Source organism: Delftia sp. DS1230 (assembly GCF_040112715.1).
GTDB lineage: Bacteria > Pseudomonadota > Gammaproteobacteria > Burkholderiales > Burkholderiaceae_C > Comamonas > Comamonas tsuruhatensis.
This window is the reverse complement of the sequence record NZ_CP157763.1, coordinates 1600877-1617096: the sequence shown is the minus strand read 5'-3', so window position 1 is coordinate 1617096 and position 16220 is coordinate 1600877. Positions and strand designations below refer to the sequence as shown.

The 16220-nt window shown below is 63.1% G+C and carries 14 protein-coding genes; all 14 read left to right on the top strand.

The window, feature by feature from the left end; genetic code table 11:
- Positions 1-122: 122 nt before the first annotated feature.
- The 14 genes from AAN986_RS07280 (at position 123) to AAN986_RS07215 (ending at position 16216) form a co-directional block, all read left to right on the top strand.
- Positions 123-686, top strand: a complete 564-nt coding sequence (locus tag AAN986_RS07280) for a GspH/FimT family pseudopilin (protein ID WP_082138045.1) — start codon at positions 123-125, stop codon at positions 684-686.
- Positions 677-1315 carry a type IV pilus modification protein PilV gene (pilV, locus tag AAN986_RS07275; RefSeq protein ID WP_047217368.1) on the top strand — a complete coding sequence of 213 codons (639 nt, stop codon included), beginning with the start codon at positions 677-679 and terminating at the stop codon, positions 1313-1315. The genes AAN986_RS07280 and pilV (AAN986_RS07275) overlap by 10 nt, the downstream gene beginning before the upstream one ends.
- Complete coding sequence (locus tag AAN986_RS07270; RefSeq protein ID WP_047217369.1) at positions 1312-2187, top strand: type IV pilus assembly protein; 876 nt, start codon at positions 1312-1314, stop codon at positions 2185-2187. Before pilV (AAN986_RS07275) ends, AAN986_RS07270 begins: the two co-directional genes overlap by 4 nt.
- Positions 2184-2948, top strand: coding sequence for a pilus assembly protein (locus AAN986_RS07265; protein WP_047217370.1), 765 nt, complete (start codon positions 2184-2186; stop codon positions 2946-2948). The genes AAN986_RS07270 and AAN986_RS07265 overlap by 4 nt, the downstream gene beginning before the upstream one ends.
- A gap of 78 nt (positions 2949-3026) precedes the next feature.
- Positions 3027-5450 carry a PilC/PilY family type IV pilus protein gene (locus AAN986_RS07260; protein ID WP_241150316.1) on the top strand — a complete coding sequence of 808 codons (2424 nt, stop codon included), beginning with the start codon at positions 3027-3029 and terminating at the stop codon, positions 5448-5450.
- Positions 5451-5458: 8 nt separating this feature from the next.
- The gene (locus AAN986_RS07255; RefSeq protein WP_016447722.1) at positions 5459-5884 is read left to right on the top strand and encodes a type IV pilin protein; all 426 of its coding nucleotides are present in this window, start codon (positions 5459-5461) and stop codon (positions 5882-5884) included.
- Positions 5885-6063: 179 nt separating this feature from the next.
- Positions 6064-6636, top strand: coding sequence for a GspH/FimT family pseudopilin (locus tag AAN986_RS07250; protein ID WP_080649845.1), 573 nt, complete (start codon positions 6064-6066; stop codon positions 6634-6636).
- Positions 6637-6656: 20 nt separating this feature from the next.
- Positions 6657-7331, top strand: a complete 675-nt coding sequence (pilV, locus tag AAN986_RS07245; RefSeq protein ID WP_047217372.1) for a type IV pilus modification protein PilV — start codon at positions 6657-6659, stop codon at positions 7329-7331.
- A gap of 2 nt (positions 7332-7333) precedes the next feature.
- Complete coding sequence (locus AAN986_RS07240) at positions 7334-8254, top strand: PilW family protein (protein WP_016451205.1); 921 nt, start codon at positions 7334-7336, stop codon at positions 8252-8254.
- Positions 8255-8274: 20 nt separating this feature from the next.
- On the top strand, positions 8275-9021 hold the full coding sequence (locus AAN986_RS07235) for a pilus assembly protein (protein ID WP_034363848.1): 747 nt from the start codon (positions 8275-8277) through the stop codon (positions 9019-9021).
- 78 nt (positions 9022-9099) lie between these two features.
- The gene (locus AAN986_RS07230; RefSeq protein WP_016451204.1) at positions 9100-12723 is read left to right on the top strand and encodes a PilC/PilY family type IV pilus protein; all 3624 of its coding nucleotides are present in this window, start codon (positions 9100-9102) and stop codon (positions 12721-12723) included.
- A gap of 41 nt (positions 12724-12764) precedes the next feature.
- On the top strand, positions 12765-13187 hold the full coding sequence (locus AAN986_RS07225) for a type IV pilin protein (RefSeq protein WP_016447728.1): 423 nt from the start codon (positions 12765-12767) through the stop codon (positions 13185-13187).
- Between the two features lie 24 nt (positions 13188-13211).
- Positions 13212-14330, top strand: a complete 1119-nt coding sequence (gene ribD / locus AAN986_RS07220; RefSeq protein WP_016447729.1) for a bifunctional diaminohydroxyphosphoribosylaminopyrimidine deaminase/5-amino-6-(5-phosphoribosylamino)uracil reductase RibD — start codon at positions 13212-13214, stop codon at positions 14328-14330.
- A gap of 83 nt (positions 14331-14413) precedes the next feature.
- A complete protein-coding gene (locus tag AAN986_RS07215) occupies positions 14414-16216 on the top strand; it encodes a phospholipase D family protein (RefSeq protein WP_047217373.1) in 1803 nt (600 codons plus the stop codon).
- Positions 16217-16220: the final 4 nt, after the last annotated feature.

Below are 16220 nucleotides of genomic sequence, written 5' to 3'. Positions count from 1 at the left end.
GACCAAAGAAACAGATTGGTCTGAAAGACATGCACGAACAACCCCAATAGATTGAGCGGCGCACGAAACAAGCAGCAACAACCAGCGTTGCGCAAGCCAATCGACGGGGAGGGATTCAAGACATGTCATCGACCAGGCCTCAGGCTCGCCCGGGCGCCGAAGGCTTCACTGCCATCGAGTTGATGGTGGTCATCGCCATCCTCGCCGTGCTCACCACGCTGGCAGCTCCCAGCTTCAACCTCATCATCGAGCGCTGGCGTGTTCGCCAGACCGTCGAGGCCCTGCAATCGACGCTGCAGTACGCGCGCTCCGAAGCCGTGCGGCGCGGTGGCGGCGTTTTCATCCAGAAACTGCCCCAAGGCACCAAGGGCTGCACCCTGGCGGCGCAGCACGCCGACTGGGGCTGCGGCTGGGTGGTGTTCGTCGACCGCAATGGCAACAGGCACTGGGATCCCAAGGAGGAGCTGCAGCGCTTCGACACGCCCGCCCGCACCCTCGTCACCCGCTCCCGGTCTGCCTCCATCATCAGTGTGGACCGCTGGGGTCAGTTGGGCGGACTCACCGCCATGGGCTTCGCCATTGCGCCATCTCCGGCCGGAATCACTTCCGCCGCAACCCAAGGCATTTGCGTCTCGTCCGGCGGACGCATCCGGGTGGTCGGCCAGGAGGGTATTCCATGCGCCTGACACGTACCCGCAATCGGCATCCCAATGGCTTTACCCTGATCGAAACCCTGGTCGCCACCGTCATCACGGCCCTGGGTGTTCTGGGAATCCTGGGACTGCAGATGCGCACCCTGGCCGACAACCAAAGCGGCGTGCGCCGCGCCCAGGCCATCCGGCTGATCGAGGACCTCAGCGAGCGCACGCACGCCAACCCCAACTCCCTCGGACAGATCGGCCGCTACGTTTCCGACTGGAATCACGCCCCCGAATCCGTCGCCGACTGCAGTGCCGCCGCATGCGGCCCGGACGCAATGGCCAGCTACCACCTCGCACGATGGAAGGCATCCGTTCGCCAACTGCTGCCAGGCGGGGCCGCCAAGGTCTTCCTCGCAGGAGACGAGGCAGCCGCCAGCGCCGGCAATGGGCGCCAGCTGGGGATCATGATCAGTTGGCGCGAGAACGAAAAGTCCGGCAAGGCCGACTACAAGGACCCCATCGGGCTTGATGGCGATGGCGATCGCATGCACGGCGATCAGGCCATGGCCTGTCCTGCAGGCAGAACCTGCCACCTGCAATACATCGCACTCAGCGCTCGCTGCGCTCCCTACCTTGCAAACAACGCAGTCCAGCTCTTCTGCGCAGGCCCATGAATCCCCATCGCATCGCCACCGCCATTGCGGCCAGACCGCGCCAACGCGGCCTGAGCCTCGTCGAACTGCTGGTCGGACTTTTCCTGGGACTGCTGATCATCGGCGTGGCCATGGGCGCACTCATGGCGTCACGCGCCGTGTCCGCCACCGTCAGCGATGCCAGTCAGTTGCAACAGCAGGCTTCCCATCTCTTCCGTGTCATGGGCCGGCAGATCCGGCAGGCGGGGTCCCTGCGGCTGCTTCTTGCATCACACAAGAGGGCAACAGAAGCCATTGACGTGGCAGACCCCGTTGCATTCGAGGCGGGCGCACTGGACTTCAACCCCGTGCACGACACCATCCAGGGCCTTGATGCACCCGGGCGCTCCCAATACAAGCTCGCCGTGGGCTACAGCAACTACACGCAGCCGCTGTACACATCGGCCATCGAGACCTCACTGCAGCGCAATTGCCTGGGGCAGACCAACAGCGACAGCCTCATCCTGAGCCGCTTTGTCCTGGACGCCAGTAAAAACACCCTGCGCTGCGCCGGAGCGCCCTCCGCGGGTGCCCAGCCCCTTGCCAGGAACGTCGCCAACTTCCAGGTGCGCTACCTGATCCAGGCGCCGGGGGGCGCCGCCCGCATCCAGTATGTCAACGCAGCCGCCGTAGGCCAGGACTGGCCTCGCGTCGTCGGCGCCGAGGTCTGCCTGGTGCTCTTCGGCAACGAGGCCATCGACATGCCCGCCAACAGCAGCTATACCGACTGCGCCGACAGCGACGGTACGGCCGAATCCATCCACATGGCCACGCTGCCTGCGCCCAGGACGCGGCGCCTGCACATGGTCTTTCGCAGCGTGTACCAGTTGCGCAGCCAGGGGTTGGCCGGATGACGCACAAGGCTGCAGGCATGCGACATGCCCACACCTGCGCAGCGCAGCGCCAAAAAGGCATCGCCCTGTTCATCGTGGTGGTCCTGGTCATGCTGTCCATGCTGCTCGCCCTGTGGGCGTCGCGCAGCGCACTGTTCAACGAAATGTTCGTGGGCAACGATGCCGACTACCAGCGTGCCCTGGAGGCTGCACAGGCCTTGCTGCAGGATGCCGAACTGGATATTCGGGGCGAACAGGCCAGCGGCGCCGCCTGCGCCGCCAGCAGCAGCCAGCCATCCGTCTGCCGCAGCGGTGCAGGCATCGCACAGTTCCCCCGGGAAACCGGGGAAGTCGGCCTGCTGCTGGCCAGCCTCGCTGAGGCCACACCCACTGGATGCCGCGATGGCCTGTGCACCAAGCGCACGGGACCTCAGGACTTCTGGAACAACGCGGACGAAGGCCAAGGGATCACGCTGGGCCAGATGACGGCCGCTGACGTCAGCGCACGCTACGGCCAGTTCACGGGCGCCATCGCTGGCGAAAAGAGCGACTCCATCCTGGCAAATCGTGAGGCAGGAAAGGGAGGCTGGTACTGGATAGAGATCCTGCCCTATGACGTCAACGCAGGGAACTCGGGCGTCATCGCCAACGGCTCACCCCGACTGGCCCTTTACATGCAGCCCCAGGTGATCTATCGCATCACGGCCATTGCCCATGGCCGCAAGAGCAACACCCAGGTGGTGATGCAGCAGACCTACGCCCGGCAGAAACGCCGCGACTGACTCAGGACACCTGACATGCCCCACCTCTGCCAACCCTGGCTCCGGCGCATCCTGCTGCCAGCGCCGACAGCCGCAGCCATGGTCGCTGCAGTCATGGCCGCGCAAAACAGCCAGGCAATGGATATGACCCAGTCGTCGCTTGGGCCCCGAGTCAAGGTCACGATAAAGCCTGGCCTGCCGGCGCCCATCCAGGTCCAGCAGGTCTCGGAGGCAGACACTCCAGTTGCCAGGGTTCAGGCAGATGGCACCGAATTCGCCGTGCCCATTGAAGACTGCCCGGCCGGACAACAGGCAGATGCCAAGGGCCGCAGCAGCTCCATGGCCTCCAGCGGCAGCGTGATTACGCGGGCCGGCGTGGACATATTCAGCGCCCGTTACAGCGCAAAAGCGGCCTGGAGCGGCTGGATCAGCGCAGAAACCGTCCAGGCCGATGGCAGCCTCTCCGCAACAGCCGGCTGGCAAGGCAAAACCACGGCCGGCCACCTGGATGCACTCAGCGACGAACAGGCAATCAATGACCGTCTGATCCTGACCTGGAGCGACAGACTGCAAAGAGGCGTGTCCTTCAAGTGGAATGAACTCGACCACCTGCAGAAAGCCTCCCTGGGCATCGATGCCGAAGGAAGAGCAGACAACCTGGGCAAGCACAGGCTCAACTTCATACGCGGCGACCGCCGCATGGAAGCGCCGGGACAACCGCCGCGCGTTGGCCCCACCCGTCCTTTTCGCCAGCGCAGCTCGCGCCAGGGCGACATCGTCAACTCCCAGATCTGGCATACCGGCCATCCCGTGGACAACTGGCCCCTGCCGGGCTATGCCGCCTATACCCTCGCCCAGCAGAACCGCCAGCCCATGATCTATGCAGGCGGCAATGACGGCATGCTGCATGGCTTTTCGGCCACCGACGGCAGGGAAAAGATCGCCTACATCCCACGAGGCGTGATCTCCGGACTGGCAAGACTTTCCGACCCCGACTACGACGCCCGGCATCGCTACTTTGTGGACGGCTCCGCCATGAGCGGCGACATCCCCTCGGGCAGCGTTGCGTCCTCGCAGTGGCGCACTGTGCTGGCTGGCATGGCGGGCGCCGGAGCCAAGGGCTACTTCGTGCTGGACATCACCCATCCGGAGGCTTTCAGCGAGTCCGGTGCCAGCTCGCTGGTCCTGCTTGACCGAACCCAGACACGCAACAGCGATCCCGGCGACTGCACCAGCCTGGATGACATGCGCCAGCGCGCCACTTGCCAGGAAAACAAGGACCTGGGCCATATTTTGGCGGCGCCCGTGCTGGACGATGCCAACCCGCAACGCAGCACTCAGATCACGCAGTTGAACAACAACCGCTGGGCACTGGTGACGGGCAACGGCTACCACAGCACCAACCAGCGGCCCGTGTTGCTGATCCAGTATCTCGATGGCAACCAGGAGCTGTTGCGCCTCGTTGCCACGGGCAATACCCCAACCGGCACCACCCCCGAGACCACCCACAACGGACTCTCCGCCCCGCGCCTTGTGGACATCAATGGAGACGGCCGGCCCGATGTGGTCTACGCAGGTGACATCCAGGGCAATCTGTGGAAATTTCTCATCGCCAGCGGTGCCTCCTCCCGCTGGGGCGTGGCCTTCGACGGCCGGCCGCTGTACACAGCCTGGGGTGGCAGTTCTCCATCGGCCACTCGCAACCTGCGTCAAGCCATCACCGCCCCTCCTTCCGTACGCGCCAATGACCGGCGCAGGGCCAGCAAAAATGCCAAAGAAGGGCGCGAGCGCTTGACGGCAGGCGGCATGCTGGTGGCATTCGGTACCGGACGCCACATCACGCGGCAGGATTCTGGCAACACAGCGGTCCAGAGCATCTATTCCATCCTCGACAGCACCCGCTACAGGCTGCTCGCGGACGGCAGAGTGCAAGCTTGCCTCGATGGCAAGGATTCGGACTGCAGGCAGCCTGACGGACAGCGAGCGGCACCCGTTTCAGGCATCGGAGAACTGGCCAGGCGCTCGGTGAACCATCAGCCGGCAGCGGCGGCCGGCCAAGGCTTCTGGCGCGTTGACTCCACGACCGACCTCGACTGGACGCGGCACAAAGGCTGGTACATGGACCTGCCCCTGCCGGGCGAGCGCCTGCTCAAGCCAATGGGCTTCTACGACGGCAGCAACATCCTCGCGATCTACAGCCAGATACCTGCCGGATCCCCCAGGCGCCCCGGCGAAAGCGCAAGCCCGCCCGACGCCTGCAATGCGAGCGAGGAGCGCCAATTCCTGACATTCATGAACATCATGGATGGCAAGCGACCCGGCGTTCCGTTGATGGACAGCAACGGCGATGGGGTCTACGGCACGGCAGATGAGGAGGTCTCGCGCGCAAGCGTCGCCAGGGGATCCCAGGCCCTGCTCCACAAGGGCCATCACGCCATCGGCTACGACGCCGAAGGCCGCCGCAATGTACTCGCCCGCATGCCGGAGCAATCCCTGCGCCCCAGCTGGCGCCAAATGAAATGAGGCACCACATGCGCCGCCCTCGATCCCCAGGATTCACGCTCATCGAACTCATGATCGTCGTGGCCGTCATCGTCATCCTCGGCACGGTCGCCGTCCCCAGCTACAACGAGTACATCCGCGCAGTCCACCGCGCCGACGCCCGCGCCGGCCTGCTCCAGGCCCAGCAATGGCTGGAGCGCGCCGCCACCGCCAACGGCACCTACCCCACCGAGCTGCCTGCAGACCTGACCTGGGCCCACGACTCCAGCAAGCGCTACACCATCGACTTCCTGTCAACCAGCGGCCACGACGACGACACCTACACCCTGATCGCCACACGCCGCGGCTCCCAGTTCGGTGACCGATGTGGCGATTTCACGCTGACCCATACCGGAGAGCGCAGTGGTGCGAATGTGGCCTCCAGCACCACAGCCGCTGAATGCTGGGGCAGATAACCCTGCGCATACCAGCCCTGTTTCCCAGGCAATCACCCAGGGTCCATTGCGATCAACGGGCCCCATGCACCCTCGTGATGCGGGAACTACCCGCAGTTCCGCCAGCCACTCATCCCGAGGTTGCATCCATTCATCCGGCTCCTTCGCCTGCCTCTGGACACAATGCCTAGCATCCGGGTATGCATGCATTGTCTCCACGACGGCCACCACGAACCAGGTCTCCCAAACAGGGCTCCAGAGGGTTCACCACCCTGGAACTGATGGTGGTGGTAGCCATCCTGGCCATACTCACAGCGCTTGCTGTGCCCAGCTTCACCTTGATCATTGAACGCTGGCGCGCGCGCGGAGTGGTTGAGGACCTGCAAGCAACGATCTACCTTGCGCGTTCTGAGGCCATCAAGCGCGGCGGCAACGTCCTCATCGACAAACTAGCCAGCGGCAATGGTTGCACCAGCACCGTCGGCAACACCTCCTGGGACTGCGGCTGGCGCGTAGTAACCAGCGGCGGCACCGTGGTACAGCAAAGCTCTGCGCCCAACCGCGTAGAAGTCAATCTGACCAACCTCACGGGCAGCATTGCCGTGGACCGCTGGGGCATGCTGACTAGCGGTGGCGCAGACGCCACGGCCATGGCCATGGAGTTCGTCATCGTCCCCAAAGGCAAAGATGTCAGCGACAACAGCGCGATCCGCCTGTGTGCAGGCATGGGCGGACGAATCGTTCAGGCAAAGGGCAGCGAAGCATGTCCCTGAATTCAACCCGAGACCATCCCATGCACCAGCCGAAACACACCCGGCCAACCCCGCACCGCCGACAGAGTGGCATCACTTTGGTCGAGTCCCTGGTGGCCATCGTGGTGGCTGCCCTGGGCATTCTTGGCATTCTAGGCACACAGATGCGTACGCTGACTGATACGCAAACCACCCTACGCCGCGCGCAGGCCATTCGTCTGATAGAAGACCTGAGCGAGCGGATGAGGGTCAACCCCAACGCATTGGCCAGTCTTGACGCCTACGTTTCCGACTTCTCCAGCAGCCCTTCGCCCGGTGACTGCAGCAACACTGCGTGTACTCAGGATCTGCTGTCCACCTACGACATAGGCTCATGGAAGCAGTCCGTCAGAGACACACTTCCGCTGGGCCGGGCCAATGTGTTCATTGCACCAGCAGATACTTCCGCCACGAATCGTCGGCAACTGGGCGTTATGGTCGGCTGGCGTGAAAACGAGCGGGACATTGCCAACGCAGCCGACAAGAAAACCTACAAGGACAACATAGACGCCACCCAGGTGCGGGCAGCCGACGGCACCCTCAGTTCCGGGGCAGGCACAGCTGCCACCTGCCCGGATGGATTCACCTGCCATCTGCAATACATCCCCATCGCAGCCCGCTGCGCGCCTTACCAACCTCTAGGCAATCCAGTCCAGTTCTACTGCCCGGGAGCCTAACCATGGCCACACGAATCCAATTCTTTAAAACCCCGCGGCCCGGCGCACTAAGTGCTAAGCCCGCGCTTGCAAGCCCTCGGCGCGCCATGGCGCAACGCGGCGTCACCCTGATTGAATTGATGGTGGGCATTGCTATAGGCCTGCTGGTCGTGGCTGTGTCCATGGCGGCACTGATGGTGTCGCGCGGTGTCTCCGGCACAGTGAGCGATGCCAGCGGCCTGCAGCAGCAGGCCGCCTACGCCTTACGCGTCATCGGCCTACAGCTGCGCCAGTCCGGCTCTCTGTATCTCAACCTCAACCCGACCAGCGCGATCGCGGCCAACAGTTCCGCCGCTCCGGTGGCATTCGAGACCAAGGCGGAGTCAGTGAACAAGGGAAATACCTTCGATCCGGTCACCAATGCCATTCTGGGCACAGCCAGCCCGACCACACTCGCGGTGGGCTATCGCCGCTACAAGGAGCCTGTCTACAGCAGTGCCGACGAGCAATCGCTGGCGCGCAATTGCCTGGGAGGCCCTGCCAATGCCAGCACCGATCAGCGCGTGGAAAGTGTGTTCCAGCTCAGTGGCAGCCAACTCCAATGTCAGGGTAATGGGTCAACCCCTCAGACCCTGGCGCAGAACGTCGCCAGCTTCCAGGTTCGCTACTCGTTGCAGGACAACACGACCTTGGGCAAACCCAAGATCCAGTATGTGACTGCCACGAACGTGGACAACTGGGGCAAGGTGCAAGCGGTAGAGGTATGCCTGGAGATCTATGGCAACGAGCCCGTGGACATGCCCGCCGGAAGCACCTATGTGAACTGCAACGGTGCGGCCGTCGACATGACGACGCTGGCCGCCCCTCGGACCCGACGCATGCACCTGACGTTCCGCAGTGTCTACCAGCTCCGCAGCCAAGGGCTGGTGGGGACCGTGCTGTGACCCTTTTTGCCAACTCCTCCATGCACCTGCGCATGCAACTCTATTCAAAGGACCGCCGGCAGCGTGGCGTGGCGCTGTTCGTCGTCCTCGTGTTCGTCATGCTCTCTATGCTCCTGGCATTGTGGGCCACCCGCACCTCGCTGTTCAATGAGATGGTGGTCGGCAACGATGCCGATTACCAGCGCGCCTATGAGGCCGCCCAGGCACTGCTGCAGGATGCCGAGTTGGATATACGCGGCGAACAGTCCAACGGCGCGGAATGCAGTGGCAGCGGCGATGTCTGCCGCAAGACGACCGCAGACAAGATCCCTCTGGAGGCACAGGACGTCACTCCTTTGCTGGGCCAACTGGAAGCACAGCCCACCCGATGCCGCAATGGCCTTTGCGCCAAGCGCACGGGCAAGCAGGATTTCTGGAACAACTCGGACGAATCTCAGGGGCCCACGTTGGCACAGATGACGGCCAGTACGGTTGGTGCGCGCTATGGCCAGTACACGGGCGCAGCGAAAGGCTCCAGTTCCCAGCCCGCCAACCCCATCCTGACGGACACAGGCAGCGCCAATCGGGGAGGCTGGTACTGGATGGAGGTTCTTCCCTACCAGGACAACAAGAATTCCAGCCTCATCATGGGCGGCCCGCACAACCTGCTGCCGCTGAACCTCAAGCCCTTCGTGGTGTATCGCGTCACGGCGCTGGCCTATGGGCGCAAGCCGAACACCATGGTGGTCCTGCAGCAGACCTACGCACAGCAAAAACGCAAAAACTAGGCCAACACGCCTTGCCATCCGCCAAGGCATGCAAACCCTTCCACATTCACCATATTGACACTAAGAGGAGCAAGCGCCATGAAATGCAAGCCCCCCGTTTCGCTGCACACCTTCCGCCGGACCTTGCTTTCGCTGGCCGCGGCAGCCGCGCTGCTGCCGCAAGGCGCCATGGCGCTGGATCTTTCGCAGTCGCCGCCCGGCACTAAGGAACCTTACGTTTCACCCAACGTCATCATCTCCATTGACGATTCGGGAAGTATGAATTTCCGGCTCGACAGCGAAAGCACCAGCGGCGCGAGCAACCAGACCACACCCAACTCGGATGGTACTTGGCCCATGAGCAGCCGCCGTGTCAACGTACTCAAGTACGCACTCATCGGAAACAATGGATCCGGCGGTATCTTCCGAGACACCACGCTGCTGCCCGACAAGAAAATCCGGCTGGCCTGGCAGGCCATGTGGAACAACGGTCGCTCTTCCGATGCCGGCAATGTGGACAGCGGCAGTGGCAGAAGCGCCGTCCAGATGAATACGAACTCCATGCGCCCGCTGCAAGGTTCGCATCGCACGAACTTCATCTCCTTCATCAACAACCTGAGCCCCAGCAACGGCACACCGTCGCACCTGATGTTCAGTCAGGCGGACAGTTACATGCGCCGCGCAGTCAGCAAGGACGGACCGTGGGCCAGCGATCCAGGCAATACCGGCGCGCCTTACCTTGCCTGCCGACGCAATTACCACATCATGATGACCGATGGCCGCTGGAATGGCACAGCTACCAATGTCCCCAATACGAATTGGAGAGACAATGCGACCAACCTGAAGTTCAGCGACAACATGGTGTACGGCGGCAGCACGGCGGACCAAAAGAAATCCGCCCTCTACCGTGACGAATCCAAAGGTACGACCTTGGCCGACTGGGCGTTCTACAGCTGGGCCAATCCGCTGCAGACTTCGGGGTTGACAGGGACCATGCAGCCTACCGCCGACTACCGCAAGGCCTCCTCCACCGAAACCTTCACCAATGCCAGCGGCACCTCTGCCACGCTGGATCGCTATTGGAATCCACGCTACAACCCGGCCACCTGGCCCCACATGGTGACCTACACCATCGGCTTCAGCAAGATGGCGTTCGAATGGAGCTATTCATCCATCACGCGTCCGACACAAATGGTACCGTTTGGCTACGACGGAAGTTTCCCAGGCTTGGCCAACGGCACCATCGGCTGGCCTGACCTGACCGCCAACACGGAGTCGCGCAATGCCCTGGATCTGTGGCATGCGGCACTCAATGGTCGCGGACGCTTTTATGCCGTGGAAAAAGGCGAGGATCTGGAAAAGGCCTTCCGTGAGATCTTTGGTCAGATCAACACGCAGACCGAACCCGACCTGACATCCACTGCCACCAGTGGCTCCAACGCCTCACGCAACGATGTCGGCAAATTCACCGGTGCCTATGAGCCGCAGAACGCCTGGAAGGGCTTCGTGACGGCAGAGACCGTGCAAAAGGATGGCACGACGATTTCCGCCCCCGGATGGGGCGGAAAAAATACGGCAGACAAGCTCGATGCGCTGACCAGCGTGGCCAGCCGTCTGATCCTGAGCTGGAGCGACAAATGGGACACCACCAAATACAAAGGAGGCACGTCCTTCAAATGGGCCAACGATGAGGCCAATCTGAGCACGGCGCAAAAGGCAATGCTGGGGCTCAACCCCAGCGACACCAGTGTCACCGTGGCAACGAACGGACAGAACCGGCTCAACTTCATCCGGGGTGACCGCAGCCTGGAAGGCTCCGACAACAATGGCTACACCACATCCCAACCATTCCGCGAACGCAAGAGCCGCCAGGGCGATATTATCAATTCCGTGGTGTGGTATCTCGGCAAACCTTCGAGCAGCTATGCCCTGACCGGCTATGCCGAATTCACACGCAACAATGCCGATCGCCCCCCCATGATCTATGTGGGCGGCAACGATGGCATGCTGCACGGTTTTTCGGCCGCCGACGGCAGCGAGAAAATTGCCTATGTCCCCCGCGGCGTGATTCCCAACCTCAAGCTGCTGACATCTCCCGATTACAACAGCACGCACAAATACTTCGTGGATGGCTCGCCAATGACTGGCGATGTGGACCTGGGCACTGGCATCCAGGCGACCGACGATCCTAACTATGCGATCAACTACGCGGCCAAATGGCGTACGCTGCTGGTAGGAGCCCTTGGCGCCGGAGGCAAGGGCTACTTCGTGCTGGATGTCACCAATCCAAACTCAGCCACCACCACGGATGGCGCTCTGGGCTTCACCGAAGCCAATGCCTCGCAACTGGTGAGACTCGACCGTACCCGCGGCGCTGGGGAGACGGTGCTTGACTGCGCAAGAACGGGTATAGGCGTGTCCGAGAAGGCCGCATGCCTGAAAGCCGTGGAAGAGGACAGGGATATCGGCCATATCACCGCCCGCCCCGTACTCGACGAAAACGACCCCATGCGCACCACGCAGATCACACGCATGAACAACAACCGCTGGGCAGTGGTGATGGGCAATGGCTACAACAGTGCCAATCAACGCCCCGTGCTGCTGGTCCAGTATCTGGATGGCGCACAGGAATTGGTGCGTATCCCCGTCACCACGGAAACGGCTGGCACAGGCAAGGCGGCAGACAACGGCCTGTCGGCCCCGCGCCTGGTGGACATCGACGGCGATGGCCGACCCGACGTCATCTATGCCGGAGACAACCTGGGCAATCTCTGGAAGTTCGATGTAACCAGCATCAACGATTCCAACTGGAACGTGGCCTTCAGAGGTCAGCCCTTATTCACGGCAAAGGGGCCGACCGCACTGAACTCGTCCGCACGCACCAATGTACAGCCCATCACGGTCGCACCTACGGTGCGCACCAATGACCGCACCATGACGATAGGCACGGGAACAAATGCCAAGACGGTCCCCGTGACCGGCATGATGATCGCGTTCGGCACGGGCCGCAACGTCACCCAGGACGATCCCAACAGCGTACAGGTGCAAAGCCTTTACTCAGTTCTTGACAACACACGCTACCGCATCATCGACACCGCCAAAGGCAAGCGCCTGGAGGTGCACCCTGGCGACGGGGTCTGCGCGCCATCAGCAACCACCTGCGTGCCTTCACCGTTGGCCTTGGGCGAAGGCGTAGCCAATGCCAAGCTGGCCGAACAGAAAATCAGCGAACTCGGCAACGGCGAATACGGCACGGTGGATGCAAGGAATGCGGAAAACGAACTTAAGAAGGAAACCTGGGCCAACTACAACGGCTGGTTCATGGACATGCCCGCCATTGGGGAACGCCTGCTCAAGCCAATGGAGTTCTATGACGGAAGCAACATCCTGACGGTGTACTCGCAGGTGCCGGCCAAAGGTTCGAACGTGGATCTCAGCGTAGAAAGCTGCGAGTCCACTTCCGTGGATGAGGAGCGCCAGTACCGCACGCTGATCAACATCATGGACGGCAAGCGGCCGACCGTGCAGATCGTGGACAAGAACAAGGATGGCTTCTTCAATGTCAATGATGGCGGTGTCTCGCGCGCACAGGTCAGCAAGGGATCGCATACCGTGCTCTCCAGCAGCAAGATAAATATCGATATTGATTCGAAAAACGAGAAGGAGAAGCTCGCACCCATGCCTGAAGAATCCCTGCGCCCCAGTTGGCGCCACATCAAGTAGGCTTGCGGATGTTATCTTTCATCCCAGTTGAGCAGCCATATATGAAACGCAAGAACCAAGGCTTCACCTTAATCGAGATGATGATCGTGGTGGCGGTCGTCGGCATCCTCACGGCCATTGCCATACCAAGCTACTCCGAGTACATACGCCGCGGACACAGGGCCGATGCCCGTGCGGGGCTGCTGCAGGCCCAGCAGTGGCTGGAAAGGGCTTCTACCGCCACGGGCGTCTATCCCACTGCACTGCCGGCCGCCCTCACCTGGGCAGGCGACAACAGCAAGCGCTACACCATCGGATTCGCAGCAAACAATAGCAACGCAAGCTACACCTTGACGGCAGTGCCCCGTGGCCCGCAGACAGGCGACAAATGCGGAACCTATACGCTGAGCAACACCGGGCTGCGCGGCGCCGATGGAAAGGTCTCGTCGGACTCGGCATTCAACGCCGATTGCTGGGGCAAGTAAGACACACAGCCAAGCTGCCTTACCATGCTGGCCATGGCAGATTCCCCTCGACACATGCACCAAGCGCTTGGGCTCGCCGCCCAGGCGCTTTTTCTTTCCTCCCCCAATCCGCGCGTGGGCTGCGTACTGGTGGCACCCGATGGCCGGGTCGTTGGCCAGGGGTTCACCCAGCAGGCTGGTGGCCCACATGCCGAAGTGATGGCGCTGCGCGATGCCGCAGCACAGGGCGGGGATGTGCGCGGAGCCACCGCCTATGTGACGCTGGAGCCTTGCTCGCACCAGGGCCGTACAGGTCCCTGCTGCGATGCCCTGATCGCTGCAGGCGTTGCCAAGGTGGTAGGCGCACTCACCGATCCCAATCCCCAGGTAGCTGGCCAAGGTTTTGCGCGGCTGCGTGCTGCAGGTGTACAGGTGGAGGTGGGACCAGGTGCAGCCGAATCGCGCGAACTGAACATCGGCTTCTTCAGCCGCATGCTGCGCGGCATACCGTGGGTGCGCATGAAGGCCGCCAGTTCCCTTGACGGCGCAACCGCATTGCACAACGGTGTCAGCCAATGGATCACCTCGCCCGAGGCACGTGCCGACGGCCATGCCTGGCGCGCGAGGGCCTGCACCCTGCTGACGGGCATAGGCACGGTGCTGGAAGACGATCCGCGTCTGAACGTGCGTGAAGTGCCTACCCAGCGCCAACCGCGCATCGCGGTGGTGGATAGCCGGCTGGACACGCCGCTCACCGCCCAGGTGCTGAAAACGCCCGGCGGCTGCCTTATCTACACCAGCAGTCAGGATACTTTGCGGTCCGAAGATTTGCAGGCGGCTGGCGCGACGATCATCCACATGCCCAACGCGCACGGCAAGGTGGACTTGGCCGCCATGCTGCGTGACCTGGCCGCGCGCGGTACGAACGAGCTGCATGTGGAAGCAGGCTTCAAGCTCAATGGCTCGCTGATACGCGAAGGGCTGGTCGATGAACTGCTGCTGTACCTGGCCCCCAAGCTGCTGGGCACGGGTGGCATGGGCATTGCCAGTTTCGGGCCGCTGGACGCGCTGTCCGAGGCCCTTGCGCTGGAGTTGCACGATGTGCAGCGTATAGGGCCGGATCTGCGCGTTGTCGCTCGTGTTGAAGGGCGCGCCAGCTTCTGACGCGGACAGCAGCTTCCTGGACCAGCGGCTGGCGCAGCCGTCCGACACCCGATTGACCGATCCTTGGGCCAAATCTTCGAATCATGTCCGGCGCTCGCAACCTACAGCCTCTTCCATCCGTCAGCCTCTTCCGAGGCCTGCGGACCACGCTTGTCCTGCTGGTGTCCGCCGTGGTCTGCGGCTGCGCCAGCAGCTTGCCCTCTCAGGTCGATCGCCCCGTCACTGCCGCCTTGGAAGCCCCGCAAAGCACGCCATTGGGCTCTTTGGTGCAGCAATTGCGGCCAGCCAGCGTCAGGCCTCAAACCTCCGCCTTCACCCTCCTGTCCGGCGCCCAGGCCGCCTACGGCGCACGGCTGGCCCTGGTCGAGGGAGCGCAGCAGACGCTGGACCTGCAGTACTACGCCATCCATGCCGACGAGAGCACGCAGCGCCTGCTGCGCGGCGTGGTGGAGGCGGCGCGGCGTGGCGTGCGGGTGCGGGTGTTGCTGGACGACTTCCACAGCACGGGTGCGAATGCGCAGGTCATGCGGCTGGCCTTTGTGCCGGGCATAGAGATGCGCATGTTCAACCCGCTGGCGGGCGCACGCAGTTCCGTGCTGGGGCGGGCCTATACGCTGTTGACGGATTTCCAGCGGGCGCAGCAGCGCATGCACAACAAGCTCTTCATTGCCGACAACGCCATGGGCGTGATCGGGGGGCGCAATCTGGGCGATGCGTATTTCGACGCGGACAGCGCCAGCAATTTCGTGGACCTCGACGTGCTGGCTGCGGGGCCGGTGGTCGGCGATCTGTCACGCAGCTTCGACAGCTATTGGAACAACCCGCGCGCCTATCCGGTTCAGTCGCTCATCAGTCTCAAGGCGCTCAAGCAGCTGCGCGAGCGCTTTGCCGATGATGGCGATCAGGCGCAGGACGAGGACCCTACGCCTGCCGTTGCCGCCAAAGAGGCAAAGACGGCTGAGCAGGCCGCCGAACACAGCCGCATCATCTGGGACCAGCAGCCCATGGATTTGCGCAAGGCGCCATGGACCTGGGCCTCGGCCGCCGTGCTGGTGGACCAGCCGGCCAAGATCCCGCTGGACAGGGATGACAGCCCGAGCACCAGTGCGGACGCGTCTGCGCCAGCCACACCCGCCCCGAACAGCCCGCAGGCCAAGCCTGCTGGCACGCTGCCCATGGGCCAGCCAACTCCGGCCTTGCGCCAGGCGGCGCGCCCAGTGCTGGAGGCCGATTCGGTAGTGGACGGCCTGCTGGCCCTGGTCCGCAAGACGCGGCGCGATCTGCTGGTGGTCTCGCCCTATTTCGTGCCCGGTCCGGACATGATGGAGGCGTTTCGCGGCGCGCGGCAACGCGGGGTGCGCGTGCGCATCCTGACCAATTCACTGGCCTCCAATGACGCGCCCCTGGCCCATGCCGGCTATGCACGCCACCGCAAGGCGCTGCTGGAGATGGGCGTTGAACTCTATGAGATGCGCAGCACGGCGGCCAGTGTCCGCTCTGCGTTTGGCTCGGGCAGCAGTGGCGGTGGCGGTCCTTCAGGCGCCACGGGTGCCTCGCGCGCCATGCTGCATTCCAAGCTGCTGGTGGTGGATGGTCACCTGGTGGCAGTCGGCTCGATGAATCTGGACCTGCGCTCGCAACTGCAGAACACCGAGATCGCCCTGCTCATCGCCAGCCGCGAGTTCGGCAGGCTGGCCACGCAAAGTATTGACGAGGGCCTGCAGGACGGCAGCTGGCGCGTGGAGATCGACAAGGATGGAGGACTGGTCTGGCGGGCCTCGGAAGACAGCGACCGCGCCGACGAGCACAGCGAGCCCGATGCCAGCTGGGGCCTGCGCCTGATGCTCAAGCTCCTGGGCCCGCTGGCGCCGGACCACCTGCTGTAGGCGG

Bases quoted from the DNA above. Each gene is read 5' to 3' on its own strand.
- AAN986_RS07280 (WP_082138045.1), top strand. From the start codon at position 123: ATGTCATCGACCAGGCCTCAGGCTCGCCCGGGCGCCGAAGGCTTCACT.
- pilV (WP_047217368.1), top strand. From the start codon at position 677: ATGCGCCTGACACGTACCCGCAATCGGCATCCCAATGGCTTTACCCTG.
- AAN986_RS07270 (WP_047217369.1), top strand. From the start codon at position 1,312: ATGAATCCCCATCGCATCGCCACCGCCATTGCGGCCAGACCGCGCCAA.
- AAN986_RS07265 (WP_047217370.1), top strand. From the start codon at position 2,184: ATGACGCACAAGGCTGCAGGCATGCGACATGCCCACACCTGCGCAGCG.
- AAN986_RS07260 (WP_241150316.1), top strand. From the start codon at position 3,027: ATGGTCGCTGCAGTCATGGCCGCGCAAAACAGCCAGGCAATGGATATG.
- AAN986_RS07255 (WP_016447722.1), top strand. From the start codon at position 5,459: ATGCGCCGCCCTCGATCCCCAGGATTCACGCTCATCGAACTCATGATC.
- AAN986_RS07250 (WP_080649845.1), top strand. From the start codon at position 6,064: ATGCATGCATTGTCTCCACGACGGCCACCACGAACCAGGTCTCCCAAA.
- pilV (WP_047217372.1), top strand. From the start codon at position 6,657: ATGCACCAGCCGAAACACACCCGGCCAACCCCGCACCGCCGACAGAGT.
- AAN986_RS07240 (WP_016451205.1), top strand. From the start codon at position 7,334: ATGGCCACACGAATCCAATTCTTTAAAACCCCGCGGCCCGGCGCACTA.
- AAN986_RS07235 (WP_034363848.1), top strand. From the start codon at position 8,275: ATGCACCTGCGCATGCAACTCTATTCAAAGGACCGCCGGCAGCGTGGC.
- AAN986_RS07230 (WP_016451204.1), top strand. From the start codon at position 9,100: ATGAAATGCAAGCCCCCCGTTTCGCTGCACACCTTCCGCCGGACCTTG.
- AAN986_RS07225 (WP_016447728.1), top strand. From the start codon at position 12,765: ATGAAACGCAAGAACCAAGGCTTCACCTTAATCGAGATGATGATCGTG.
- ribD (WP_016447729.1), top strand. From the start codon at position 13,212: ATGCTGGCCATGGCAGATTCCCCTCGACACATGCACCAAGCGCTTGGG.
- AAN986_RS07215 (WP_047217373.1), top strand. From the start codon at position 14,414: ATGTCCGGCGCTCGCAACCTACAGCCTCTTCCATCCGTCAGCCTCTTC.